General features: G+C 64.7%; 22 protein-coding genes and 3 pseudogenes. 6 read left to right on the top strand and 19 right to left on the bottom strand.

Annotated elements, in window-relative coordinates:
- Window positions 1–25 precede the first annotated feature (25 nt).
- The 12 genes and pseudogenes from lipA to KUO17_RS01960 all read right to left on the bottom strand — a co-directional run bounded on the left by lipA (window position 26) and on the right by KUO17_RS01960 (window position 11348).
- Window positions 26–1048: a lipoyl synthase gene (gene lipA, locus KUO17_RS02015; RefSeq protein ID WP_255263354.1), complete on the bottom strand. Its 1023-nt coding sequence runs from the start codon at window positions 1046–1048 to the stop codon at window positions 26–28.
- 2 nt (window positions 1049–1050) lie between these two features.
- Entirely contained in the window at window positions 1051–1698 is a 648-nt protein-coding gene (gene lipB, locus KUO17_RS02010) for a lipoyl(octanoyl) transferase LipB (RefSeq protein WP_217973373.1), read from the bottom strand.
- Window positions 1698–1973: a DUF493 domain-containing protein gene (locus KUO17_RS02005; RefSeq protein WP_217973372.1), complete on the bottom strand. Its 276-nt coding sequence runs from the start codon at window positions 1971–1973 to the stop codon at window positions 1698–1700. The genes lipB and KUO17_RS02005 overlap by 1 nt, the downstream gene beginning before the upstream one ends.
- Window positions 1974–2048: 75 nt before the next feature.
- Window positions 2049–3209, bottom strand: coding sequence for a D-alanyl-D-alanine carboxypeptidase family protein (locus tag KUO17_RS02000; RefSeq protein WP_217973371.1), 1161 nt, complete (start codon window positions 3207–3209; stop codon window positions 2049–2051).
- Between the two features lie 135 nt (window positions 3210–3344).
- Window positions 3345–4346, bottom strand: coding sequence for a septal ring lytic transglycosylase RlpA family protein (locus tag KUO17_RS01995; RefSeq protein ID WP_217973370.1), 1002 nt, complete (start codon window positions 4344–4346; stop codon window positions 3345–3347).
- Complete coding sequence (gene mltB / locus KUO17_RS01990; protein ID WP_217973369.1) at window positions 4346–5356, bottom strand: lytic murein transglycosylase B; 1011 nt, start codon at window positions 5354–5356, stop codon at window positions 4346–4348. The genes KUO17_RS01995 and mltB overlap by 1 nt, the downstream gene beginning before the upstream one ends.
- 17 nt (window positions 5357–5373) lie before the next feature.
- Window positions 5374–6477, bottom strand: a complete 1104-nt coding sequence (gene rodA / locus KUO17_RS01985) for a rod shape-determining protein RodA (protein ID WP_217973375.1) — start codon at window positions 6475–6477, stop codon at window positions 5374–5376.
- 38 nt (window positions 6478–6515) lie between these two features.
- Window positions 6516–8405, bottom strand: a complete 1890-nt coding sequence (gene mrdA / locus KUO17_RS01980) for a penicillin-binding protein 2 (RefSeq protein ID WP_217973368.1) — start codon at window positions 8403–8405, stop codon at window positions 6516–6518.
- Window positions 8406–8420: 15 nt separating this feature from the next.
- On the bottom strand, window positions 8421–8888 hold the full coding sequence (gene rlmH, locus KUO17_RS01975) for a 23S rRNA (pseudouridine(1915)-N(3))-methyltransferase RlmH (protein ID WP_010222895.1): 468 nt from the start codon (window positions 8886–8888) through the stop codon (window positions 8421–8423).
- 9 nt (window positions 8889–8897) lie between these two features.
- Window positions 8898–9308 (bottom strand): annotated as a pseudogene (rsfS, locus tag KUO17_RS01970) (ribosome silencing factor); the annotation flags it as partial.
- A gap of 80 nt (window positions 9309–9388) precedes the next feature.
- Window positions 9389–10075 (bottom strand): nicotinate-nucleotide adenylyltransferase, encoded by a 687-nt coding sequence (gene nadD / locus KUO17_RS01965; RefSeq protein ID WP_217973366.1) that lies wholly within the window; start codon window positions 10073–10075, stop codon window positions 9389–9391.
- Between the two features lie 2 nt (window positions 10076–10077).
- Window positions 10078–11348: pseudogene (locus KUO17_RS01960) on the bottom strand (glutamate-5-semialdehyde dehydrogenase).
- Between the two features lie 195 nt (window positions 11349–11543).
- On the opposite strand from KUO17_RS01960, the gene KUO17_RS01955 reads away from it, so the two are divergent.
- Together KUO17_RS01955 and KUO17_RS01950 are read left to right on the top strand one after the other, a co-directional pair.
- Window positions 11544–12236, top strand: coding sequence for a DNA-3-methyladenine glycosylase (locus KUO17_RS01955; RefSeq protein WP_217973365.1), 693 nt, complete (start codon window positions 11544–11546; stop codon window positions 12234–12236).
- Window positions 12237–12240: 4 nt separating this feature from the next.
- Window positions 12241–13557, top strand: coding sequence for a bifunctional DedA family/phosphatase PAP2 family protein (locus KUO17_RS01950; protein ID WP_217973364.1), 1317 nt, complete (start codon window positions 12241–12243; stop codon window positions 13555–13557).
- 3 nt (window positions 13558–13560) lie between these two features.
- Here the strand turns inward: KUO17_RS01950 and KUO17_RS01945 are convergent, their stop codons facing one another.
- The 3 genes from KUO17_RS01945 to KUO17_RS01935 are packed head-to-tail and all read right to left on the bottom strand — an operon-like array spanning window position 13561 to window position 15236.
- The gene (locus tag KUO17_RS01945; RefSeq protein ID WP_217973363.1) at window positions 13561–14151 is read right to left on the bottom strand and encodes an LON peptidase substrate-binding domain-containing protein; all 591 of its coding nucleotides are present in this window, start codon (window positions 14149–14151) and stop codon (window positions 13561–13563) included.
- Window positions 14152–14160: 9 nt separating this feature from the next.
- Window positions 14161–14871 (bottom strand): LrgB family protein, encoded by a 711-nt coding sequence (locus KUO17_RS01940; protein ID WP_217973374.1) that lies wholly within the window; start codon window positions 14869–14871, stop codon window positions 14161–14163.
- 2 nt (window positions 14872–14873) lie between these two features.
- Window positions 14874–15236 (bottom strand): CidA/LrgA family protein, encoded by a 363-nt coding sequence (locus KUO17_RS01935; protein WP_217973362.1) that lies wholly within the window; start codon window positions 15234–15236, stop codon window positions 14874–14876.
- 169 nt (window positions 15237–15405) lie between these two features.
- Between KUO17_RS01935 and KUO17_RS01930 the strand changes: the two genes are divergently transcribed.
- The 3 genes and pseudogenes from KUO17_RS01930 (at window position 15406) to KUO17_RS01920 (ending at window position 18340) form a co-directional block, all read left to right on the top strand.
- Window positions 15406–15861, top strand: a complete 456-nt coding sequence (locus KUO17_RS01930; RefSeq protein ID WP_217973361.1) for a MaoC family dehydratase — start codon at window positions 15406–15408, stop codon at window positions 15859–15861.
- Between the two features lie 88 nt (window positions 15862–15949).
- A pseudogene (locus tag KUO17_RS01925) lies at window positions 15950–17672 on the top strand (C13 family peptidase).
- A 26-nt stretch (window positions 17673–17698) separates the two neighbouring features.
- Entirely contained in the window at window positions 17699–18340 is a 642-nt protein-coding gene (locus KUO17_RS01920; RefSeq protein WP_217973360.1) for an oxidoreductase, read from the top strand.
- Between the two features lie 96 nt (window positions 18341–18436).
- Here the strand turns inward: KUO17_RS01920 and KUO17_RS01915 are convergent, their stop codons facing one another.
- The 4 genes from KUO17_RS01915 to KUO17_RS01900 form a co-directional block, all read right to left on the bottom strand.
- Window positions 18437–18724 carry a YceK/YidQ family lipoprotein gene (locus tag KUO17_RS01915; RefSeq protein WP_217973359.1) on the bottom strand — a complete coding sequence of 96 codons (288 nt, stop codon included), beginning with the start codon at window positions 18722–18724 and terminating at the stop codon, window positions 18437–18439.
- On the bottom strand, window positions 18721–19350 hold the full coding sequence (ubiX, locus tag KUO17_RS01910; protein ID WP_217973358.1) for a flavin prenyltransferase UbiX: 630 nt from the start codon (window positions 19348–19350) through the stop codon (window positions 18721–18723). The genes KUO17_RS01915 and ubiX overlap by 4 nt, the downstream gene beginning before the upstream one ends.
- A complete protein-coding gene (gene mpl, locus KUO17_RS01905; RefSeq protein WP_217973357.1) occupies window positions 19347–20696 on the bottom strand; it encodes a UDP-N-acetylmuramate:L-alanyl-gamma-D-glutamyl-meso-diaminopimelate ligase in 1350 nt (449 codons plus the stop codon). Before mpl ends, ubiX begins: the two co-directional genes overlap by 4 nt.
- A 66-nt stretch (window positions 20697–20762) precedes the next feature.
- A complete protein-coding gene (locus tag KUO17_RS01900) occupies window positions 20763–22682 on the bottom strand; it encodes a sigma-54-dependent Fis family transcriptional regulator (RefSeq protein WP_217973356.1) in 1920 nt (639 codons plus the stop codon).
- Window positions 22683–22947: 265 nt separating this feature from the next.
- Here KUO17_RS01900 and exaC point away from each other — a divergent pair, with 265 nt between their 5' ends.
- Entirely contained in the window at window positions 22948–24468 is a 1521-nt protein-coding gene (exaC, locus tag KUO17_RS01895) for an acetaldehyde dehydrogenase ExaC (protein ID WP_217973355.1), read from the top strand.
- Window positions 24469–24496: the final 28 nt, after the last annotated feature.

Here is a 24496-nt window from a genome sequence, read left to right as displayed (position 1 = left end):
TTTTTTTCAGCCTGTCACAAACCGATCACAGCTTCGCCTTGGCCTCATGCGCCTGCTGGTCGGCATGGTACGACGAACGCACCAGCGGGCCCGAGGCGACGTTCTTGAAGCCCATCTTGTAGCCTTCCTCGGCAAACCAGGCAAAGGTGTCCGGGTGCACGAAGCGCTGCACCGGCAAGTGGCTACGCGACGGCTGCAGGTACTGGCCCAGGGTCAGCATGTCGATGTTGTGCTCGCGCATGCGATGCATCACCTCGATCACTTCCTCGTCGGTCTCGCCCAGGCCCAGCATCAGGCCGGACTTGGTCGGTACGTGCGGCACCAGCTCCTTGAACTTCTGCAGCAAGGTCAGCGACCACTGATAGTCCGAGCCCGGACGCGCAGCCTTGTACAGGCGTGGCACGGTTTCCAGGTTGTGGTTGAACACATCCGGCGGCTCTTGCGCGGTGATCGCCAGTGCCACGTCCATGCGCCCGCGGTAGTCCGGCACCAGGGTTTCCAGCTGCACGCCAGGCGACAGCTTGCGGATCTCGCGCAGGCAGTCGGCGAAGTGCTGGGCACCGCCGTCACGCAGGTCGTCACGGTCAACCGAGGTGATCACCACGTACTTCAGGCGCAGGTCGGCAATCGCCACCGCCAGGTTCATCGGCTCGTCGGCGTCCAGCGCCTTCGGACGGCCGTGGCCCACGTCGCAGAACGGGCAGCGACGGGTGCAGATGTCACCCATGATCATGAACGTGGCGGTACCACCGGAGAAGCACTCGCCCAGGTTCGGGCACGACGCCTCTTCGCACACGCTGTGCAGCTTGTGCTTGCGCAGCAGTTGCTTGATACGGTCGACTTCCGGCGACACCGGAATGCGTACACGGATCCAGTCGGGCTTCTTGGGCAGCTCATCGGTAGGGATGATCTTCACCGGAATACGTGCGACCTTCTCTGCGCCACGCAGTTTGACACCCGCCTCGACCTTCGGCCGTGGGGCCGGGCGTGCGGTGACGTCCTGGGTGGGGATAAGGCTTTGCTGCGGTTCCTGCACAACAGTATTCATATTCAGTCGATTCCGCCCGCAAGGGTCGTCTGCTCAGCATAGTCGAGGTGCTTGACCAGCTGCCCGCGCAGCCTTGCCCTGACCTCGGTGAGTTCGATCGGGCCTGCCTGATCGCGCAGCTGGGTCATGGCCAGCCCCGCATACCCGCAGGGGTTAATCCGGCGGAATGGCGCAAGGTCCATGTCCACGTTCAAGGCAAGGCCATGGAAAGAACAGCCATTGCGAATCCGCAAGCCGAGCGAGGCGATCTTCGCCCCGTCGACATACACGCCAGGCGCGTCGGGCTTGGCCGCCGCCTCGACGCCGTAACTGCCCAGCAGCTCGATCAGGCAGCGCTCCATGCGGCTGACCAGGTCACGCACGCCAAACCCCAGGCGCCGCACATCGAGCAACAGGTAGGCCACCAGCTGGCCGGGGCCATGGTAGGTCACCTGGCCACCGCGATCGGTCTGCACCACCGGGATATCGCCCGGCAGCAGCAGGTGCTCGGCCTTGCCGGCCTGGCCCTGGGTGAACACCGCCGGGTGTTCCACCAGCCACACTTCGTCGGCCGTGCCCGGACCACGCTGGTCGGTGAACCGACGCATGGCCTCCAGCACGGTCGCATAAGGCAGCAGGCCGAGGTCGCGAAAGCCGAGGCTCGCCGACATCAGAGCACCATTTTCACGATTCCGGTCGCGCGCAAGGCGCTGTTGATATTGTGCAGCTGGTCTTCGCCGGTGGCGATGATGTGCAACTGTACGGTGGTGTACTTGCCTTCCTTGCTCTGGCGCTCGGCCAGGGTCCCGAGGTCGACCTCGGCGTACTTCTTCAGGATCTCGATCACCGTGTCCTTGAAATTGACCACGGTGTCGCCGATCACCTTGATCGGGTAATCGGCGCAGGGGAATTCGATCTTGTGCGACTTGACGTCTGGTTCGGTCATGGCAGTAACGGCCTCGTAAGCCGTGGCAACAACAACGCCCCCGCATGAATGACGGGGGCGTGGCAGGTCACGATATCAGTTGAACAACCCGAAGAAGAATAGCCGAATGCTATCCCACGCACGACGGAAGAATCCGCCCTCTTCCACAGCGTCCAGCGCGATCAGGTCGGCGCTGTGCACCACATTGTCATCCAGTTTGACTTCCACTTTGCCGATCACGTCACCTTTGGCGATAGGCGCGGTCAGTTGCGGATTCATGGTCATGCTGGCAGCCAGTTTCTTCAACTGGCCTTTAGGCAAGGTCATGCTCAGGTCCTGTGCCAGACCGGCCTTGACCTGCGCCACGTTGCCCTTCCAGACCGGCGCCTGCGCCAGTTCGGTGCCCTTCTGGTAGAAGGTCTGGGTTTCGAAGAAGCGGAAGCCATAGGTCAGCAGCTTCTGGGTCTCGGCAGCACGCGATTGCTCGCTGTTGGTGCCGAACACCACGGCGATCAGGCGCATGCCGTCACGTACGGCCGACGACACCATGCAGTAACCCGCTTCGTCGGTGTGGCCGGTCTTCAGGCCGTCGACAGTCTTGTCGCGCCACAGCAGCAGGTTGCGGTTAGGCTGCTTGATGTTGTTCCAGAAGAACTCCTTCTGCGAGTAGATCGCATAGTGAGCCGGGTCTTCGTGGATGATCGCGCGGGCCAGCAGTGCCATGTCGTGGGCCGAGGAGTAATGCTCGGGGTTCGGCAGGCCGGTCGGGTTCATGAAGTGGCTGTTGCTCATGCCCAGGTCGGTCGCGGTCTTGTTCATCATGTCGGCGAACGCGTCTTCGCTGCCGGCAATGTGCTCGGCCAGGGCGACACTGGCGTCGTTGCCGGACTGGATGATGATGCCATGCAGCAGGTCGCTGACGCTGACCTGGGTGCCAACCTTGATGAACATGCGCGAGCCGCCGGTACGCCAGGCGTTTTCGCTGACGGTCACCGGGTCGTTCTCGCCGATCTGCCCGCGACGGATGTCCAGGGTCGCGATGTAGGCGGTCATCAGCTTGGTCAGGCTCGCCGGAGGCAGGCGCTGGTCGCCATTGTTCTCGACCAGGATGTTGCCGCTGGAGGCTTCCATGAGCACGTAGGACTTGGCTGCCAGTTGCGGCGGCGACGGCATCATCTGCTCTGCCGCGAAGGCGGCAGGGGCAATCATCAGCGGTACAAGCAGGCAAAGGCGTTTGGCAAAGCTGGTTATGTTCATCCGTCTCTCGAAATGGCTAATGGGCTCATGCCCTCGCGGGCAAAACGTATCTCAGGCGCGGGGCCTGGCGAGCAAAACGGCCATTGTACATGGCTGCTCTGCCCGACTGCATGACAAACCGATCAGTCCCCCCGATCAGTCTGCCGTGACGACCTTGGGCTGCCCCAGGTTGGCCAGGCGCACGCTGTCCTGCATCTGCTGGGCCTCGCCCTGGCTGTTGATCGGGCCCAGGCGCACGCGGTGCAGCGTCTGCTGGTTGCGCACCACGGAGCTGATGAACACCGGCGCGCTGACCATGCCGCTGAGCTTGGAGCGTAGCAACTCGGCAGCGTCCGGGTTGGCGAATGCGCCGACCTGCAAGTAAAGACCATTGCTGGCCGGGGCACTGTTGCTGGCCACCTGCACCGGCACCACGGCCGCCGCATGCTGCTGCGGTGGCGGGGTCCACTGCTCTACGGTGCCGGTACTCGGCGACAGCGCCTGGGTCTGGGCGACCTGCGGCTGGTCGAGCACCATCGGCGCCGACTGGCCACGCTGGGCCCACCACTGCTTGGGGTCGATACCTTCGACACGCACCCGCGCAGTACCGGTTTCGGCATACCCGAGCTTTTTCGCCGCCGCGTACGACAGGTCGATGATGCGGTCCGAATAGAATGGCCCCCGGTCATTGACCCGCAGGATCACCGTGCGCTGGTTGTCCAGGTTGGTCACCTTGACGTAGGCCGGCAGCGGCAGGGTCTTGTGCGCCGCGCTCATGCCGTACAGGTCATAGACCTCGCCGTTGGCGGTGTTCTGGCCGTGGAACTTGGTGCCATACCACGACGCAGTGCCCTCGGCGCGATAGTTGCGCGACTCCTGGATCGGGAAATAGGTCTTGCCCAGCACCGTGTACGGGTTGGCCTTGTAGTTGCCGGTGTGCACGGTGGGCGTGGCATCGGGAATCTTGGAGACGTCCACGTCCCACCACGGCGCGCCGTCCTTGTGCGCCCGGTTGATGTCCAGGCCGGGCTTGGCGCGCACCACGCCGCCGCCACTTTGCTGCGGTGCCGGTCGGCTCGAGGAACAGCTGACCAGCAACAGGCCCAGGGCCGCACAGCCGATCAGTTTGAGAGATGTGTCAGAAAACAATACGCGCATTACCTGGCGCCCCTTGCCTGGACCAACTGGTCCGAGAGTTGATGTACCGCCATGGCGTACATCACGCTGCGGTTATAGCGAGTGATCGCGTAGAAATTCTTCAGGCCCAGCCAGTACTCGGGGCCATTGTCGCCCTCGAGCCGGAAGGCGGTGACCGGCAGATCATCGCGCAGCGCATCATGACTCGACCAGCCCAGCGCCCGCAACTGCGCGACCGTCTTGACCGCGTCGATGCCTGGGCTCAGGCCCTCGTCGACACGCTCACCGCGCACCTGGGCACGGCTGACCACCGCTTCACCGGCCACCCAGCCGTGACGCTTGAAGTAACTGGCGACGCTGCCGATGGCATCGTCGGGGTTGGTCCAGATATTGATGTGGCCATCGCCGTCGAAATCCACCGCATAGGCGCGAAAGCTGCTGGGCATGAACTGCGGCAGGCCCATGGCGCCGGCATACGAACCCTTGAGGGTGAGCGGGTCGACCTGTTCTTCGCGGGCCAGCAACAGGAACTCGCGCAGTTCCTTGCGGAAGAACGCGGCCCGCGGCGGGTAGTCGAAGCCCAACGTCGACAACGCGTCGATCACCCGATAGTTGCCGGTATTGCGGCCAAAGAAGGTCTCGACGCCGATGATCGCCACGATCACCTGAGCCGGCACACCGTATTCCTGCTCGGCGCGGGCCAGGGTGTCTTCATGCTGGCGCCAGAAGTCAACGCCGCGGGCGATGCGCGCGTCGGTGAGGAACATCGGGCGGTATTCCTTCCACGGCTTGACCCGTTCGGCCGGGCGCGAAATGGCGTCCAGGATCGCCTGCTTGCGCTGCGCCTCACGGAACACGCCCATCAGCTGTTCGCCGGCAAAACCGTAGTCGCGGGTCATTTCGCCGACGAATTCGGCCACCTGGGGCGAGCCGTCATAGTCGGCGGCACTCGCCTGCTGCCCGTAGGCCACGAGCCCCAACAGGCCGACCCAGGGCGCACAGCGAGTCACCCAGCCACGCATTGCTTGCATTGAATTGTTCACCTTATTCAAACCTGCGCGATCCATTTGCGGTGCGTGTGGATCGACATCAAAACTCCAAACGCTGACAGCAGCGTCACCAGCGAAGTTCCGCCATAGCTAATGAAGGGCAGCGGCACCCCGACCACGGGCAACAGGCCGCTGACCATACCGATATTGACGAACACATAAACAAAGAAGGTCATGGTCAGGCTGCCTGCCAGCAGCTTGCCGTAGAGAGTCTGCGCCTGGGCGGTGATCACCAGGCCGCGGCCGATCAGCAACAGGTAGATCAGCAGCAGCGCGCAAATGCCCACCAGGCCGAACTCCTCGCCAAGCACGGCGATGATGAAGTCGGTGTGGCTCTCTGGCAGAAAGTCCAGGTGCGACTGGGTGCCGAGCAGCCAGCCCTTGCCGAACACACCGCCCGAGCCGATCGCCGCCTTGGACTGGATGATGTTCCAGCCAGTGCCCAGCGGGTCGCTTTCAGGGTCGAGGAAGGTCAGCACGCGCTGCTTCTGGTAGTCGTGCATCACGAAGAACCACATCGCCACCGCCACCGGTACGGCCGCGGCCAGCACGCTGAGGATCCAGCGCCAGCGCAAGCCGCCCATGAACAGCACGAAGGCGCCCGAGGCGAGGATCAGCAAAGCGGTACCCAGGTCGGGCTGGCGCACGATGAGGGCGAACGGGATGCCGATCAGGATCAGGCTGATCATCACGTGCTTGAGGTGCGGTGGCAGCGTGCGCTTGGCCAGGTACCAGGCGATGGTCGCCGGCATGATGATCTTCATGAACTCGGAGGGCTGGAAGCGGATCACCCCGGGGATGTTGATCCAGCGCGTGGCGCCCATGGCGTTGTGGCCCATCACGTCCACCACCACCAGCAGGACCACCCCGCCGATGTACGCCAGCGGCACCCAACGCGCCATGAAGCGTGGCTCGAGCTGAGCGATGACGAACATCGAGATCAGCCCCAGGCCGAACGAGGACGCCTGCTTGAGCAGCAGGTCCCAGTTCTTGCCGCTGGCCGAATACAGCACGAACAGGCTGCCGGCAGCCAGGGTCAGCAGCAGGATCAGCAAGGGGCCGTCGATATGGATGCGCTGCAGGAAGCTGGCGCGGCGGCGCATCACATCCTCGCTGGAGAGCATGCGGTCGAAATTGTTCTTCACGGGGCCGACTCCTGAACGACGCTGGCGGGAGCGTACTCCGGTTTGAGCCGGCCACTCTCGTCGAGCAGCCAGGCGTCCATCACCTGGCGCATCACCGGCGCGGCGACGCGGCCACCGGCCTCGCCGTTTTCGATCATGACCGAAATCACGATCCTGGGGTTCTCTGCCGGGGCGAAGCCGACGAACAAGGCGTGGTCACGGTGACGCTCCTGAACCTTGTTGCGGTCGTACTTCTCGCCCTGCTTGATCGCCACCACCTGGGCGGTACCGCTCTTGCCGGCAATCCGGTACTGGGCACCCACGGCGGCGGCGCGCGCGGTGCCGCGGGCGTTGTGCATCACCTGCTCCATGCCGTGGGCAACCTTGGTCCAGTCGGACTTGTCACGCAAAACGATGTCTTCCATCGGGTTGTCATCCACCGGCGGCTGGCCTTCGATGGTCTTGGCCAGGTGCGGACGGTTCCATTTGCCCTTGCTGGCGATCAGCGCGGTTGCCTGGGCCATCTGCAGCGGTGTGGTCTGCATATAGCCCTGACCAATGCCCAGAATCAGCGTTTCACCCGGGAACCAGGCCTGGCGGCGCGTGGCACGCTTCCATTCGCGGGTCGGCATCAGGCCGGCAGATTCCTCGAACATGTCCAGCGAAACCTTCTGGCCAAGGCCGAACTTGTTCATGTAGCTGGACAGGCGATCGATGCCCATCTTGTGCGCCAGGTCGTAGAAGTAGGTGTCGTTGGAGCGCATGATCGCCAGGTCCAGGTCTACCCAGCCATCGCCACTGCGGTTCCAGTTGCGGTACTTGTGGTCATAGTTGGGCAGTTGATAGTAGCCGGGGTCGAACACCCGGCTGCTGGCGGTGACCACGCCGGCGTCCAGACCCGCAACCGCCACCGCCGGCTTGATGGTCGAGCCCGGCGGGTACAGGCCGCGCAGCACACGGTTGAACAGCGGGCGATCGATCGAGTCGCGCAGCTCGGCGTAGGCCTTGAAACTGATGCCGGTGACGAACGGGTTGGGGTCGAAACTCGGCTGGCTGACCATCGCCAGCACTTCGCCGGTATTCGGGTCGAGCGCGACGATGGCCCCCCTACGCCCGCCCAGCGCGACTTCAGCGGCTTCCTGCAGCTTGATGTCCAGGCTCAGCACGATGTCCTTGCCGGGGATCGGGTCGGTGCGCTTGAGCACCCGCAACACCCGCCCGCGGGCATTGGTCTCGACCTCTTCGTAACCGACCTGGCCGTGCAGCTCAGCCTCGTAGAAACGCTCCACACCGGTCTTGCCGATATGGTGGGTACCGCTGTAGTTGACCGGATCGAGGGTCTTGAGCTCTTTCTCGTTGATGCGCCCGACATAGCCGACCGAGTGCGCAAAGTGCGCGCCCTGCGGGTAATGACGCACCAGTTGCGCCGCCACTTCCACCCCGGGCAGGCGGAACTGGTTCACCGCCACGCGGGCGATCTGCTCTTCGGTCAGTTCGAACAGGATTGGCACCGGTTCGAACGGCCTGCGCCCCTGACGCATGCGCTTTTCGAACAGTGCACGGTCATCGGGGGTCAGTTCGAGCACCTCGACGATGGCGTCGAGCACCTGCTGCCAGTCACCGGAGCGTTCGCGGGTCATGGTCAGACTGAAACTTGGCCGGTTATCGGCGACGATCACCCCATTTCGGTCGAAGATCAACCCGCGTGTCGGCGGTATCGGCTGCACGTGCACCCGGTTGTTCTCCGACAGCGTGGAGTGATAGTCGTACTGGATCACCTGCAGGAAATACAGGCGAGCAATCAGCACGCAGATCAGCAGCACGATCGCCACTGCACCGACCACGACGCGGCTACGCACCAGGCGGGCGTCTTTCTCGTGGTCCTTGAGGCGAATCGGCTGCGACATTGAAAAGGCTTACGACTATTTGTGGTAAGGGTGCCCGGACAACACGGTCCAGGCGCGGTACAGCTGCTCGCCGATCAGTATCCTTACCAACGGGTGCGGCAAGGTCAGCGGCGACAGCGACCAGCGCTGCTCGGCACGCGCGCACACTTCCGGCGCCAGCCCTTCGGGGCCGCCGACCATGAAGTTGACGGTGCGCGAATCGAGGCGCCAGCGGTCCAGTTCGACCGCCAACTGCTCGGTGCTCCATGGCTTGCCGTGCACCTCGAGGGTGACAATACGCTCGCCGGGCTGGACCTTGGCCAGCATGGCCTCGCCCTCCTGACGGATCAGGCGGGCAACGTCGGCATTCTTGCCGCGCGTGTTGAGCGGTATTTCCACCAGCTCGAGCGACAGCTCCGAAGGCAGGCGCTTGGCATATTCATGCCAGCCGTCCTCGACCCATTTGGGCATGCGCGAGCCGACCGCGATCAGACGCAGACGCACGGACGTTCCTTATTCCTGGTCTTTGGTGAGCTTGGCGGAATACTCGTGGGAGTTTTCCGGGCTGTGGTGCTTGCCATCGGCGGCACGGCTCTGCTCGGCGCCTTTCCACAGACGCTCCAGGTCGTAGAACTGACGGGCGTTAGCGGTCATCATGTGCACCAGGACGTCGTCCAGATCCAGCAGTACCCAGTCGCTGTCGCCCTTGCCTTCTTCACCGATCGGCTTGACGCCCTGCTCCTTGACCTTCTCGCGGACCTTGGACAGCATGGCGCTGATCTGGCGATTCGAGGTACCCGTGGCAATGACCATGAAATCGGTGATGCTCTGCTTGTCGCGCACGTCGATGACCAGGATGTCCTGGGCCTTGACCTCTTCCAGGGCAGCAACGGCTAAGTTGGCCAGTTCCTGACCTTTAAGCTCTTGCTTGGCGTCTTGCTTGATGTCTTGCTTGCTCATATAAAACTCATTCAACTCGTAGGTATGAGGCGCTCGTCGCGCACTCAGTTCGGCGCACGGTACAGGCCGTGCACATCGATGTAGGCCAGTACTGCGTCCGGCACCAGAAACCGCACCGACTTGCCGCTGGCCAGCAGCTGTCGGATCTGCGTGGCCGACACCGACAAGGGTGTCTGCCAGACGAATGCTATGTGCCCGGCAGGCCCCAGCAGGGCCTGCGGGTCACTCACCGAGCGTGCGGCCAGCAGGTTGCGCAGGGCATCCGGCGACTCGACATCGGCATCCGGGCGCTGAAGCACCAGGATATGACAGTGTTGCAACAACTCTTCCCAGCGGTGCCATCCGGGCAAACCGCAGAACGCATCCCACCCCAGCAGCAGGAACAGCTGGTCGTGGGCGGCCATTTCGGCGCGCATCAGCTCCAGCGTCTCGACCGTGTAGGACGGCTTGTCCCGCGCCAGCTCACGCGCATCCACGCTCAGCAACGGCACACCCTCGACCGCACGCTCGACCATCGCCAGGCGATCCTGGGCCGACACCTGCGGCATGTCGCGGTGCGGCGGGCGGGCGTTGGGCATCAGCCGCAGCTCGTCCAGCGCCAGCCCTTCGGCTACCTCCAGCGCACTGCGCAGGTGGCCGATGTGCACCGGGTCGAAGGTACCGCCGAGCACGCCGATGCGCCGGGCAGGCGACGGCGTGGCAGCAACGGCGAGCGGGCTGTGCTCGGCCAAGGTCAGAGCGACTCCTGACCGCGCAACTGGCCGTCGCCGATGACCACGTACTTCTCGCAGGTCAGGCCTTCCAGGCCGACCGGGCCACGGGCATGCAGCTTGTCGGTGGAAATGCCGATCTCCGCGCCCAGGCCATACTCGAAGCCATCGGCAAAGCAGGTCGGGGTATTGATCATCACCGAGGAGGAGTCGACTTCGGCGGTAAAGCGCCGAGCCTGGCCCTGGTGTTCGGTGACGATCGAATCGGTGTGATGCGAGCCGTAGTGGTTGATGTGCTCGATGGCGTCATCGAGGCCGTCCACCACGCGAATCGACAGGATCGCCGCCAGGTATTCGGTGTTCCAGTCTTCTTCGCTGGCCGGCACCGCGTCGATGAGCTGGCGGGTGCGCTCGCAGCCACGCAGCTCGACGCCTTTTTCATGGAACTGGCGGGCCATGGCCGGCAGGAACGCGGCAGCGACCGACTGATCGACCAGCAGGGCTTCCATCGCACCACAGATGCCGTAACGGTAGGTCTTGGCGTTGAAGGCGATACGTTGCGCCTTGTCCAGCTCGGCATGTTCGGCCACGTACACGTGGCAGATGCCGTCCAGGTGCTTGATCACCGGCACCCGTGCGTCGCGGCTGACCCGCTCGATCAGGCCCTTGCCGCCACGCGGCACGATGACGTCGACGTACTCGGGCATGCTGATCAGCGCGCCCACCGCCTCGCGGTCAGTGGTTTCCACCACCTGCACCACGGCAGCCGGCAGGCCGGCCTCGGCCAGGCCGCGCTGGATGCAGGCGGCGATGGCACGGTTGGAGTGGATGGCCTCGGAGCCACCGCGCAGGATGGTCGCATTGCCCGACTTCAGGCACAGGCTGGCCGCGTCGATGGTCACGTTGGGGCGCGACTCGTAGATGATCCCGATCACCCCCAGCGGCACACGCATCTTGCCGACCTGGATGCCGGACGGGCGGTAGCTCATGTCGCGGACTGCCCGACCGGGTCGGGCAGGCTGGCCACCTGGCGCAGGCCGACGATCATGCCGTCGATGCGCGCCGGGGTCAGTGCCAGGCGCTCGAGCATGGCCGGCTCCAGGCCATTGGCGCGACCGGCGGCGAGGTCCTGCGCGTTGGCAGCCTCAAGCTCGGCACGGGCGGCGTCCAGGGCATTGGCGGCAGCGTGCAGCGCGCGGTTCTTCTGCGCGGTGCTGGCGCGGGCGATCACGCGCGCCGCCTGGCGGGCAGCGCGACCCAGGCGGGTCATGTAGTCAAGAACGGACTCAGTCATGGGCTCGGTGTCTTGGCGAAGGGGAAAATCGGCTGATTATAACTGTCATGCAGGTATACGCCCAGCGGTGTCAGGCGGATGGTCGAAAACAGTGTATGAAGATGTACCGCAGGGCCCCGTTCGCCCGCAAGGCCGACGCCTGCAGCGAATGGCCCGCCGCCGAAACAGGCACAATAAATTGCTATCATCGCGCCCATGACCGAACTTGCCCCCTGCCCGCCCCGGGCGCTCCCCGACAGCTTCTTCGACCGCGATGCCCAGACCCTGGCCAAAGCCTTGCTGGGCAAGGTGATCCGCCATCGCCAAGGCGCGCTGTGGCTGTCGGCGCGCATCATCGAGACCGAAGCCTATTACGTGACCGACAAAGGCAGCCACGCCTCGCTCGGCTACACCGACAAGCGCAAGGCACTGTTCCTCGACGGCGGCCATATCTACATGTACTACGCCCGCGGCGGCGACTCGCTGAACTTCAGCGCCCACGGCCCGGGCAACGCTGTGCTGATCAAGTCCGCCTACCCCTGGGTCGATGCCGTCAGCGATCGCAACAGCCTGGCCCGGATGCAACTGAACAACCCCGACGCCAGTGGCCAGGCGCGCGCCGACGAGCGCCTGTGCGCCGGGCAGACCCTGCTGTGCAAGGCCCTGGGCCTGAAAGTGGCACACTGGGATGCCAGGCGCTTCGACCCCGAGCAGTTGTTCGTCGAGGATTGCGGTATCACGGTGAAACACATTATTCAGACGACACGCCTGGGCATCCCCCACGGGCGCGACGAACATCTGCCCTACCGTTTCGTCGACGCCGACTTTGCCCGCCACTGCACCCGGAACCCGCTGCGCCGTGGGCAAGTCGAAGGGCTCGACTACTTCTTACTGACACAAGGAAATTGACACCATGGGCGCATGGCTCGACAGCCTCACTGGCTGGCTGACCGCAAACCCGCAATGGCTGGGCGTGGCGATCTTCGTGGTGGCGTGCATCGAGTGCCTGGCCATCGCCGGGATCATCGTGCCCGGCACCGTGCTGCTGTTTGCCGTGGCGGTACTGGCCGGCAGTGGCGCACTGGGGTTGAGCGAAACCCTGCTGCTGGGCTTTCTCGGCGGGCTGCTGGGTGACGCGATTTCCTACACACTGGGCCGACGCTTCCACCAGAACATCCGGCGCCTGCCGCTGTTGCGCCATCACCCGGAATGGATCGGCAGCGCCGAGAGCTACTTCCAGCGCTACGGCATCGCCAGCCTGCTGGTGGGGCGCTTCATCGGCCCCCTGCGCCCCATGCTGCCGATGGTTGCGGGCATGTTCGACATGCCGCTGCCGCGCTTTATCGCGGTCAGCCTGGTGGCCGGTGCCGGCTGGTCGATGGCCTACCTGCTGCCCGGCTGGGCCACCGGGGCGGCCATGCGCCTGCCCCTGCCCGAAGGTTTCTGGATGGAAGCGGGCATCATCGCCGGCTGCCTGGCCGTACTGGTCGGCGTAAGCGTCAACAGCAGCCTGCGCAGCATGCGCTACGGCACCCGCTGGATCGCAGGTGTGTGCCTGGTGTTGCTGGCAGCGCTGTTCATCGGCTGGCCGTACCTGATCCAGTTCGACCAGGGTCTGATGACGCTGGTGCAGGAACACCGGCGCAGCACGCTGGACGGCACCATCGTACTGATCACCCGCCTGGGCGACTTTCGCACCCAACTGGTGGTGGGCGGCGTGCTCACCGGCCTGTTGCTGCTGGCCCGGCAATGGCGCCCGGCGATCTTCGCCGGCGCCACGCTGATGGGCACGGCGCTGGCCAACGGTACGCTCAAGTGGCTGTTCGCCCGCGCACGCCCCGAGGTGCTCAGTGACCCGCTGACCACCTACAGCATGCCCAGCGGCCACAGCTCGGCCTCGTTCGCGTTCTTTCTGGTGTTGGCAGTACTGGCCGGACGTGGCCAACCGCCGCGCATGCGCCTGACCTGGATCCTGCTGGGCTGCCTGCCGGCGCTGTCGATTGCGCTGTCGCGGGTCTACCTGGGCGCACACTGGCCGACCGATATCCTGGCCGGCTCCCTGCTGGCGTGCTGCGTGTGCGCCACCAGCCTGACCCTGGTGCAGCAGCGCGCGCCGCTCAGTGCGATGCCCTTGCGGGTGTGGTGGCTGATCCTGCCGGCGTGTGTCGGCACCCTAGCGTTCTTTGCGCTGCACGCGTTGCCCGACGCACTGCTGCGCTACCACTACTGAGGGTCAGGCGAACAGCTCACCCTGCAGCCGCTCGAGCAGTGCCTGGATCGCCGCCAGGCGCTGACGGGGCGAGTCGATCGCCAGCAACGCCAGCTTGTCCTGGTCATCAAAGGGCAGCAGGTAGGCCAACTGATTGGCCAGGGCCTGCTGGCCGATGACCTGCTGCGGCATATCCAGCGCCGCGACCATCGGATGCTCGCCCAGCGCACCGAGCAAGGCCAGCAGGTCATGGTCGTCGTCTTCCAGCGGCACCTCTTCCTGCTCGCTGCGCCAGCTCACATCAGCCAACAGCAACTGGTCCTTCTGCACCTCGCACGGGCCCACGTCAAAGCGTCGCACGCCCTCCACGCGAATACCGAGCAGGCCATTGTCCTGCTGCTGGAAGTCGCGGATCACCGCCTCGCAACCGATCTGGGCAAAACCTGTGGGCGCCCTGCCGACCTGCTCGCCCTCCAGGATGCACACCACCCCGAAGCCGCCGCCCTGCTTCATGCAGCGGCCGATCATGTCCAGGTAGCGTGCCTCGAAGATCTGCAAGTCGAGCTTGCAGCCCGGGAACAGTACGGTGTTGAGCGGAAACAGGGGCAATGTCATTTCAAGTCCTCACGCAACCAGGCTAACCGCCAACGGCAGGAACACCGCCGTGACCACCCCCATCAGGCTCATGCCCAGGGCCGCGAACGCCCCGGTCTCTTCACTTTCTTCCAGTGCCACCGCCGTACCGACCGCATGTGCGCTGATGCCCAGCGCCATGCCGCGGGCTTCCGGGCTGCCGACGCCGCAGGCCGACAACAGCGCCGGGCCGAAGATCGCGCCGATCACCCCGGTGATCAGCACGAACACCGCCGCCAGTGCTGCCACACCACCGATCTGCTCGGCCACCAGCATGGCGATCGGCGAGGTCACCGACTTGGGCGCCATGGTCATCAGGATCATGTGCTCGGCACCGAACCACCAGCCCAGCAACAGGCACGCGCCAGTGGCGACCACCCCGCCGATTACCAGCGTAGTCAAGGTGGGCCAGAACAACTGCCGGATACGCCGCAGGTTGAGGTACAGCGGCACCGCCAGGGCCACGGTGGCCGGCCCCAGCAGGATGTTCATGATCTCGGTGCTCTTGCGGTATTCGGCGTATGACACACCGCACGTGAGCAGCACCGCGATGACCACCAGCATCGACACCAGCACCGGCTGCAGGAAGATCCAGCGGGTCTTGTCGTAGGCGGCCAGCACCAGTTGATAGGCGCCCAGGGTGATCCCGATGCCAAACAGCGGATGGTGGATCACCGCCTCGACCGCGCCGTGCCAGTCCAGGCTCATGGCTGCTCCTCGCGCCGGGCCTGGCGGGCGATGAGTTTTTGCATCAGCACGCCACAGAACGCCACGGCAATCAGCACCGACAGCACCAGCGAGCCGACGATGGCCCAGAAATCCGCAGCGATGTCGCTGGCATACACCATCACCCCGACGGCCGGCGGCACCAGCAGCAGCGGCAGGTAACGCAGCAGGCTGCTCGACGCTTCGTTCAGCGGTGCGCTCACCTCGCCGCGCAGCATCAGGAAGCCGAGCAGCAACACCAACCCGATGATCGGGCCGGGCAGCATTGACAGAAACAGGTGATTGATCGCCGTCCCCAGCAACTGGAACAGCACGAGCCACGTCAAACCACGCAACAACATTGCACTTCTCCCTCAGGCCTGGCGGCCATTATAAGCACGCTAACGACTGGCCTATACCCCGATATTCGCTGAAATCATACGGACTTGACCGCACCCGGTCGGCGTGCTGATCTTAAGCGTTGGAATCTGCCGCAGTCACAAAAACATCGAAGACAACCAGGAGAGTCGCATGCCCTATGTACCCGTTGCAGAGCTGGCGCAGTACGTTGGAAAGGAACTGGGACGTTCCGAATGGCTGACCATCGATCAAGCGCGCATCAACCTGTTTGCCGAGGCCACCGGTGACTTTCAGTTCATCCATGTGGACCCGGTGAAGGCGGCAAAGACGCCATTTGGCAGCACGATTGCCCATGGCTTTCTGACCCTGTCGCTGATCCCCAAGCTGATGGAAGACATCCTGGTGCTGCCCGAAGGGCTGAAGATGGTGGTCAACTATGGCCTGGACAGTGTGCGTTTCATTCAGCCGGTCAAGGTCGATGCGCGCGTCAGGCTCAAGGTCGACCTGAGCGAAGTGACTGAAAAGAAACCCGGCCAATGGCTGCTCAAGGCCACCACCACACTGGAAATCGAAGGCGAAGACAAACCGGCCTACATCGCCGAGCCGCTGTCGCTCTGCTTCGTCTGACCTGCCCTGCCCCGCAAACAGCCCCAGCGGCTGTTTCCCCCACGACAATCTGCGGCATACTCGGGGCCTGACTTGTCCGGACCCCGTCATGCGCCCACTCATGCCCCTTGCCCTGACCCTGCTGCTCGCCGCGTGTGGCGACGGTGAACCGCTATCCCCTCCCGACGCACGCCTGCCCGACGGTGGCCGTTACCGTGGCGAGGTGGTCAATGGCCTGTTGCAGGGCCCGGGTCGGGTCGACTACCCCAATGGCAGCTGGTACGCCGGCCACTTCCAGCAAGGCCAGTGGCAAGGCCGCGGCGAATGGCACGGTAGCAATGGCGAGGTGTACCGCGGCGAGTTCCAGCAGGGCCTGTTCCACGGCCAGGGTGAACTGACGACCCCGGGCAGCCACTACACCGGAGGCTTCAAGCTGGGCCGGCGCGACGGCGAAGGCACGCTCAGGGAAGGCGGCCAGCAGTATCGCGGCCAGTTCAAGGACGACCAGTACAACGGCGCCGGCGAGCTCACCCTGGCCGATGGCAGCCAGTACCAGGGCCTGTTCGCCAACGGCAAGCCGCACGGCGAAGGACTGCGCAGCGACGTCAGCGGCAACCAGTTCAGCGGCCGCTTTGTCAGGGGCCAGCTGCAGGGCAGCGGCACCTTCAACAGCGCTGAAGGCGACCAGTACATCGGCGAGTTCAAGGACAACCACCTGCAGGGCCGCGGCCGTTACGAAAACGCCGACGGCGATGTGTGGATCGGCCAGTTCAAGGACGGCTCGCTGACCGGCAAGGGCGAACTCTTCGGTATCGACGCCAGCCATTACAAGGGCGAGTTCCGCGACTGGCGGTTTGCCGGCAAGGGCCGCCTGCAGCTGGCCGACGGCAGCGTGTACAGCGGCGGCTTCGAGAACGACACCTACCAGGGCCAGGGGCAGCTGACCCAGGCAGATGGCAGCGTCGAGAGCGGTCACTGGGTCAACGGCCTGCGCGTGCGCGACGAACACGGGCGCCTGCTGCCCGACCCGCTGGAGCTGGCCCTGCTCAACCAGGGCAGCCTGCTGGACAAGGCGCTGGCGCAGGTGCCGGTGTCCAGTGCGGCGATCGAACTGTACAGCCTGACCCTGGCTGGCGACGGCAAGCAAAGCGTGTTCATGCGCGAGGCCGACTACGTCAGCGCCATGCTCAAGACCCGCTTCGGTGCCTTCGGCCAGATCAACCTGGTCAACCACCGCGACCATCTGGCCGACCGCCCGCTGGCCACCCGCGAGAACCTGGCCCGCGCCGCTCGCGCCCTGGCCGAGCGCAGCGGGCCGGAAGACCTGGTGTTCATCTACCTGACCAGCCATGGCAGCCACGAGCACGAACTGGTACTCGATGTGCCGCGCCTGCAACTGGCCGACCTGCCGGCCGATGAACTCTCGGCCGCACTTGCCCCACTAAAGGAGCGTGACAAAGTCATCGTGATCTCTGCGTGCTACTCGGGGGGGTTACATCGATTCACTCAAGGACGACAAGACCTTGATCATGACCGCATCACGTGCCGACCGGGTGTCGTTCGGCTGCTCCGAAGAGGCCGACTTCACGTATTTCGGCGATGCACTGTTTGCCCAGGCACTGAACCAGACCGACGACCTGCAGCAGGCGTTCGAACGGGCCAAGGCGACCGTGGCGCAGCGCGAGCAGGCCGATGGGTTCGAAGCATCAGAGCCGCAACTCTGGGCGCCCTCGGGGGTACTGCAGCGCTGGCAGAAACTGCGTCAGCAGCAGGCACGCGAAGCACTGCAAAGTGCCGGTGCGGAGCAAGCAGAAAATACAAGCAGCCACTAAGCTGACTGTATCAAGGGAGAGACATCATGTACCTGACGCCTCAGCACATCCTGATTGCCGGAGCCACCGGTCTGACTGGTGAGCATCTACTCGATCGACTGCTCAACGAGCCGACGGTCAGCCGCGTTCTGGCGCCTACGCGCCGACCGCTGGCCGAGCACCCCCACCTGGAGAACCCGGTCGGCGACCCGGCCGTGTTCCTGCCGCAATTGAGCGGCCGGGTCGACATTGCCTTCTGTTGCCTGGGCACCACCATCAAGCAGGCCGGTTCGCAGACAGCGTTTCGCGCGGTCGACCTGGACATGGTGGTGGCCTTCAGCAAGCGGGCGCGGGAAATGGGTGCACGGCATCTGCTGGTGGTCAGCGCGATTGGCGCCGACCGCAAATCGGCGGTGTTCTACAACCGGGTCAAGGGCGAGATGGAAGAGGCGCTCAAGGCGCAGGACTGGCCGCAACTGACCATCGCGCGGCCTTCGCTGCTGCTGGGCGAGCGGATCGAGCCTCGTTTGGGCGAACAGTTGGCGGGGTCGTTGTCCAAGCTGATTCCGGGCAAGTACCGCGGGATCGAGGCGTGTCAGCTGGCGCGGGCGCTGTGGCGGCTGGCGCTGGAAGAGCAGGACAGGATTCGGATTGTCGAGTCCGACGAGTTGCGCAAATTGGGTAGATAGGCGCAGGCCCTCTTCGCTGGCAAGCCAGCTCCCACACGGTTTTGTGAGCACCCTAAACCCCTGTGGGAGCTGGCTTGCCAGCGAAGGGGCCAGTAGCTACAACCCGCCAGTCGCCTGAAATCCGATCCCCAGCACCGTCAGCACCGACAGCGGCAGCAATACCGTGTCGAGCAACGCACTGCCCGGCAGGTCCAGCCCCGGATACTTCGGCGCCGCTGCACCGAACCGGTCCTCGGGGCAACACCCACCCTGCAGCGCATACAGGTCCAGCCGCGTACCCGAGTACACCACCGGCGCCCCCGGTTTGGCCGCATCCAGCGTGCGCACCGTGGCGCACCCACTGCACAGTGCCAGCAGGATCAGGCCCGCCAGCAGCGCCCTCAATCTTCCCCGCCAATATGGTGCTCGCCCCAGCGCGGCAGCATGTCCTGCGGGATGTCCAGCAGGTTGAGAATCCGTGCCACGACGAAATCGACCAGGTCGTCGATGGTCTGCGGCTGGTGATAGAACCCCGGCGCCGCCGGCAGAATCACCGCCCCCATCTGCGACAGCTTGAGCATGTTCTCCAGGTGGATAGTGGAGAACGGCGCCTCGCGCGGCACCAGAATCAACGGCCGACGCTCCTTCAAGGTCACATCTGCCGCACGCTCGATCAGGTTGTTGCAGGCACCGGTGGCAATCGCCGACAAGGTGCCGGTGGAACACGGCACCACCACCATCGCTGCCGGCGCCCCGGAGCCCGAGGCCACCGGTGACATCCAGTCTTCCTTGCCATACACGCGGATCTGCCCGGCCGCCGCACCGGTGTACTCGGTCAGGAACGCCTGGATCGCCTGCGGCTTGGCCGGCAGCACCACATCGGTCTCGGTCGACATCACCAGTTGCGCGGCCTTGGAGATCAGAAAATGCACCTCCCGGTCTTCGCGCACCAGGCAATCGAGCAGGCGCAAGCCGTACTGCGCCCCGGAGGCACCGGTCATGGCCAGCGTGATGCGCTGCGGTCCGCTCATCGCAGCGCCTCGGCCAGCTTGCCATGCAACCCGCCAAAACCGCCGTTGCTCATGATCACCACCTGGGTGCCGGGCTTGGCCAGGCGCTTGACCCGTTCAATGATCGCTTCGAGGCTGTCGGCCACAATCGCCGGCACCGAGCATTCGGCCGCCGTGGCTGCCAGGTCCCAGCCCAGGTTCGGCGGCGCATACCAGATCACCTGGTCGGCGTCGCGCACGCTCTCGGGCAGGCCGTCACGGTGCGCGCCCAGCTTCATGGAATTGGAGCGCGGCTCGATCACCGCTATCAGTGGCGCATCACCGATGCGCTTGCGCAGGCCATCGAGGGTGGTGGCAATGGCCGTCGGGTGGTGGGCGAAATCGTCATAGATGGTCACGCCCTGAACCTCGGCGACCTTCTCCATGCGCCGCTTGACGCTCTTGAAGGCGCTCAGCGCAGCGATGCCCATGCTCGGTACCACGCCGACATGGCGCGCGGCGGCCAGGGTCGCCAAGGCGTTGGCGACGTTGTGCTGGCCGGTCAGTGCCCAGTCGACCACACCCTGGCTCTGCCCTTCGAAGCTGACCTCGAAGCGCGAGCCGTCGGCGCTGAGCAGCTTGACCTGCCACTGGCCGCCTTCGCCGGTGGTCTGCACCGGGGTCCAGCAGCCCATCTGGATCACGCGCTCCAGCGCAGGTTCGGTGGTCGGATGGATCACCAGACCTTCGCTTGGAATGGTGCGCACGAGGTGGTGGAACTGACGCTCGATCGCGGCCAGGTCCGGGAAGATGTCGGCGTGATCGAACTCGAGGTTGTTCAGGATCGCCGTGCGCGGGCGGTAGTGCACGAACTTGGAACGCTTGTCGAAGAACGCACTGTCGTACTCATCGGCCTCGACCACGAAGAACGGCGTATCACCCAGGCGGGCCGATACCGAGAAGTTCTGCGGCACGCCGCCGATCAAAAAACCCGGGGCCATGCCGGCATGTTCCAGCACCCAGGCCAGCATGCTGCTGGTGGTGGTCTTGCCATGGGTGCCGGCCACCGCCAGTACCCAGCGGCCCTGCAGCACATGGTCGGCCAGCCATTGCGGGCCCGACACGTAGGGCAGGCCCTTGTTCAACACGTACTCCACTGCCGGGTTGCCGCGCGACAGGGCATTGCCGATCACCACCAGGTCGGGGGCCGGCTCGAACTGGTCGGCGTCATAGCCCTGGTGCAGTTCGATGCCCTGGGCCTCAAGCTGGGTGCTCATGGGCGGATAGACGTTGGCGTCGGAGCCGGTGACGCGGTGGCCAAGTGCCTTGGCCAACACCGCCAGCGAGCCCATGAAAGTACCGCAGATACCGAGAATATGAATGTGCATGGTCGACCTCACGAAACGTGGAGGCAGGGTAGCTTAGGGTGGGAAAAATCGCATCCTGAGTTTCGGTCAGGCACCCCGTGCAATGCCATGCTTGCGCAGCTTGCGGTACAGCGTGTTGCGGCTGACTCCCAACTGCGCCGCCACCTGGGTCATGTGCCAGCGCTTTTGCTCCAGGGTACGCAACAGTACCGTGCGCTCGGCCTCGTCGAGGGGGTCAGCCGGAGCCGGCTCGACAGCCACCGGTGCCCAGCCGAGTGGCGCCTGGCGTACCACCGCAGGCAGGTCGCCACGCGCGATATGGCCGTCCTCGCACAGCGCCACCAGGGTGCGCAGCACGTTGCGCAGTTGGCGCACGTTGCCCGGCCAGGCAAAGTCGAGCAGCGCCTGGCGCGCCGAGGGCTCGAGGGCGAGCGCCTGGCCGGCGGCCTCTTCGGCCAGGATGAAATCGAGCAACTGTGACTTGTCGCTGCGCTCGCGCAAGGCCGGCAGGGCAACTTCCAGCCCATTGAGCCGGTAGTACAGGTCCTCGCGAAAGCTGCCCGCCTCGACCCGGCCCATCAGGTCGCGGTGTGTCGCGCTGATGATGCGCACGTCGACAGCCTGCGGTTCGCCACCGATCGGTACCACCATGCGCTCTTCCAGCACCCGTAGCAGGCGGGTTTGCAGGGCCAGCGGCATGTCACCGATCTCGTCCAGCAGCAAGGTACCGCCATCGGCCTGCTGCAACTTGCCACGCATGCCTTCCTTGCGTGCGCCGGTGAAGCTGCCGCCGCGATAACCGAACAACTCGCTCTCGATCAGGCTTTCCGGGATCGAGGCGCAGTTGAGCGCGACGAATGGCTTGCCGGCGCGCTGGCTGGCCTGGTGCACGGCCTTGGCGAAAGCCTCCTTGCCACACCCGGTCTCGCCGTTGAGCAACAACGGCACGTCGCGCTCGAACACCCGCACCGCGCGGCGAAAATCGTTCTGCAGGGCCGGGTCGACCAGGCAGATGCCCGCGCCTGGCTGGCCCGGCAGTTGCGCCGCCGCTGGCACGGGCGGCGGCACCGCGCGTGCCTGGCCGCGCAGGCTGGCGAACAGCACACGGCCGTCGCGGGTACGCAGTGGCCAACTGGTGCTGGCCGACGCCGTGGCACGCCCCAGCAGCTCATCCAGCGCACAATCGAAGAACATTTCCACCGGCTCGCCCAGCAGGCCGCCACGTAGCGAACCCAGCAGGTTCAACGCACTCTGGTTGACCGCGCAGATACGCCCTTCGCCGTCGAACGCCAGCAACCCTTCGCTGAACAGGCCCACCGACTCTGCCTGCAGGTGGAAACGCAGCAGCCAGTGGTGCTCGAAATACCGCAGGAAGTAGCAACTCTCGATCATCTTGGCCGAGAGATTGACCAGCGCCATGGTGTGAAACTGGCTCTGGCGTGACATATCGGGGCGCGCCGAGGACACGTCGAGCACGGCCAGCAACTCGCCCTGCGGGTCGAACACCGGGCTCGCCGAGCAGGTCAGGCCGGTGTGCCGGCCGCGAAAGTGCTCGTCCTGGTGAATGGTCAGCGCCTGGCGCTCCACCAGGCAGGTGCCGATGCCGTTGGTGCCCTCGCAGGCTTCGCTCCAGTCCGCCCCCAGCCACAACCCGGCGCGCTCGAAAATGCGCCGCTCGGTGGGTGCGGTGACGCAGTTGAGGATGACCCCGCGGGCATCGGTAAGCAGCACGGCATGGCCCGCACCCGACAATTGCTGGTGCAGGCTGTTCATTTCGTTGCCGGCGATGTGCAGCACCTGCTGCAGGCGCTCGCGGCTTTCCAGCACACGGCCATGTTCGAGCACTGTGGGCGCGATGCTTTGCGCAGGGTCCAGGTGGTAGTCCTCAAGACAACGCAACCACGAACGGGCGATCGAGGGGTCGCTGCCCGGGCCTTGCAATCGCGCCTTGCCCTGGGTGACGGTGAGCACTTGCCGGGCGTGCCGGCTGAGGTGATTGCTCTGCACTTTTTATTGTTCTCCGCACACGAGAACACCCAGCATCCTCCTGCCGTCCACGCATTGCAATGGGGGCTCGACCACTGAGTCACAGGCTGTATCAAAAGTGGCACAGCGTGTCACCCCGACTGTACCGGGGCTGCCACAGCCGCCCCTGGGAAGCCCTACCTGTGCGCGTCAACCCCTTGATTTCATTAGGCCCGCAGGCAATGGCCCGTGCCTTGCACTACGCTTAATATCCTCCCTACAAGCACAAGACCCCAGGAGACACACCATGCGTTACGCACACCCCGGTACCGACGGCGCGATCGTTTCCTTCAAGAGCCGCTACGGTAACTACATCAACGGTGAATTCGTGCCGCCGGTCAAAGGCGAGTACTTCACCAATACCTCGCCGGTCAACGGCCAACCGATCGCCGAATTCCCCCGCTCCAGCGCCGAAGACATCGACAAGGCCCTGGACGCCGCGCACGCGGCAGCCGATGCCTGGGGCACCACCTCGGTACAGGCACGCTCGCTGATCCTGCTGAAGATCGCCGACCGCATCGAACAGAACCTCGAACTGCTGGCCATCACCGAAACCTGGGACAACGGCAAGGCCGTGCGTGAAACCCTCAACGCCGATATCCCGCTGGCCGCTGACCACTTTCGCTACTTCGCCGGCTGCCTGCGTGCGCAGGAAGGCAGCGCTGCCGAAATCGACGGCAACACCGTGGCCTATCACATCCACGAGCCACTGGGCGTGGTCGGGCAGATCATCCCGTGGAACTTCCCGATCCTGATGGCCGCCTGGAAGCTCGCCCCGGCCCTGGCCGCCGGCAACTGCGTGGTGCTCAAGCCGGCCGAGCAGACCCCGCTGGGCATCACGGTGCTGCTGGAAGTGATCGGCGACCTGCTGCCACCGGGCGTGCTCAATGTGGTGCAAGGCTATGGCCGCGAAGCCGGTGAAGCCCTGGCCACCAGCAAGCGCATCGCCAAGATCGCCTTCACCGGCTCCACCCCGGTCGGCTCGCACATCATGAAATGTGCGGCAGAAAACATCATCCCGAGCACCGTGGAGCTGGGCGGCAAGTCGCCGAACATCTTCTTCGAAGACATCATGCAGGCCGAGCAGAGCTTCATCGAAAAAGCCGCCGAAGGCCTGGTACTGGCGTTCTTCAACCAGGGTGAAGTGTGCACCTGCCCATCGCGGGCGCTGGTGCAGGAGTCCATCTACCCGGCGTTCATGCAGGAGGTGATGAAGAAGATCAAGCAGATCAAGCGTGGCGACCCGCTGGACACCGACACCATGGTCGGCGCCCAGGCGTCCGAGCAGCAGTTCGACAAGATCCTCTCGTACCTGGAAATTGCCGAGCAGGAAGGCGCCGAGCTGCTGACCGGCGGCAAGGTGGAAAAACTCGAAGGCAACCTGTCGACCGGCTATTACATCCAGCCGACCCTGCTCAAGGGCACCAACAAGATGCGCGTGTTCCAGGAGGAGATCTTTGGCCCGGTGGTCAGCGTCACCACCTTCAAGGACGAAGCCGAAGCCCTGGCGATTGCCAACGACACCGAGTTCGGCCTGGGTGCCGGCGTGTGGACCCGCGACATCAACCGTGCCTACCGCATGGGCCGCGGGATCAAGGCAGGTCGCGTATGGACCAACTGCTACCACCTGTACCCGGCGCACGCCGCGTTCGGTGGCTACAAGAAGTCCGGCGTAGGCCGTGAAACCCACAAGATGATGCTCGACCACTACCAGCAGACCAAGAACCTGCTGGTGAGCTACGACATCAATCCGCTGGGCTTCTTCTAAGCTCGACACCAGCGCGGTTCCCGGCCGG

The sequence above is a fragment of the Pseudomonas aegrilactucae genome, assembly GCF_019168305.1.
GTDB lineage: Bacteria > Pseudomonadota > Gammaproteobacteria > Pseudomonadales > Pseudomonadaceae > Aquipseudomonas > Aquipseudomonas aegrilactucae.
This window is presented reverse-complemented; position numbering and strand designations above follow the sequence as displayed.

Excerpts from the sequence above, each read along its gene's own strand:
- KUO17_RS02000 (WP_217973371.1), bottom strand. The coding sequence starts at position 3,209 with ATGAACATAACCAGCTTTGCCAAACGCCTTTGCCTGCTTGTACCGCTG.
- KUO17_RS01995 (WP_217973370.1), bottom strand. The coding sequence starts at position 4,346 with ATGCGCGTATTGTTTTCTGACACATCTCTCAAACTGATCGGCTGTGCG.
- KUO17_RS01920 (WP_217973360.1), top strand. The coding sequence starts at position 17,699 with ATGTACCTGACGCCTCAGCACATCCTGATTGCCGGAGCCACCGGTCTG.
- mpl (WP_217973357.1), bottom strand. The coding sequence starts at position 20,696 with ATGCACATTCATATTCTCGGTATCTGCGGTACTTTCATGGGCTCGCTG.
- rodA (WP_217973375.1), bottom strand. The coding sequence starts at position 6,477 with ATGCGCCGCCGCGCCAGCTTCCTGCAGCGCATCCATATCGACGGCCCC.
- KUO17_RS01930 (WP_217973361.1), top strand. The coding sequence starts at position 15,406 with ATGCCCTATGTACCCGTTGCAGAGCTGGCGCAGTACGTTGGAAAGGAA.
- exaC (WP_217973355.1), top strand. The coding sequence starts at position 22,948 with ATGCGTTACGCACACCCCGGTACCGACGGCGCGATCGTTTCCTTCAAG.
- KUO17_RS01945 (WP_217973363.1), bottom strand. The coding sequence starts at position 14,151 with ATGACATTGCCCCTGTTTCCGCTCAACACCGTACTGTTCCCGGGCTGC.
- KUO17_RS01935 (WP_217973362.1), bottom strand. The coding sequence starts at position 15,236 with ATGTTGTTGCGTGGTTTGACGTGGCTCGTGCTGTTCCAGTTGCTGGGG.
- KUO17_RS01950 (WP_217973364.1), top strand. The coding sequence starts at position 12,241 with ATGGGCGCATGGCTCGACAGCCTCACTGGCTGGCTGACCGCAAACCCG.
- mltB (WP_217973369.1), bottom strand. The coding sequence starts at position 5,356 with ATGCAAGCAATGCGTGGCTGGGTGACTCGCTGTGCGCCCTGGGTCGGC.
- lipA (WP_255263354.1), bottom strand. The coding sequence starts at position 1,048 with ATGAATACTGTTGTGCAGGAACCGCAGCAAAGCCTTATCCCCACCCAG.
- lipB (WP_217973373.1), bottom strand. The coding sequence starts at position 1,698 with ATGTCGGCGAGCCTCGGCTTTCGCGACCTCGGCCTGCTGCCTTATGCG.
- mrdA (WP_217973368.1), bottom strand. The coding sequence starts at position 8,405 with ATGTCGCAGCCGATTCGCCTCAAGGACCACGAGAAAGACGCCCGCCTG.
- KUO17_RS02005 (WP_217973372.1), bottom strand. The coding sequence starts at position 1,973 with ATGACCGAACCAGACGTCAAGTCGCACAAGATCGAATTCCCCTGCGCC.
- ubiX (WP_217973358.1), bottom strand. The coding sequence starts at position 19,350 with ATGAGCGGACCGCAGCGCATCACGCTGGCCATGACCGGTGCCTCCGGG.
- KUO17_RS01955 (WP_217973365.1), top strand. The coding sequence starts at position 11,544 with ATGACCGAACTTGCCCCCTGCCCGCCCCGGGCGCTCCCCGACAGCTTC.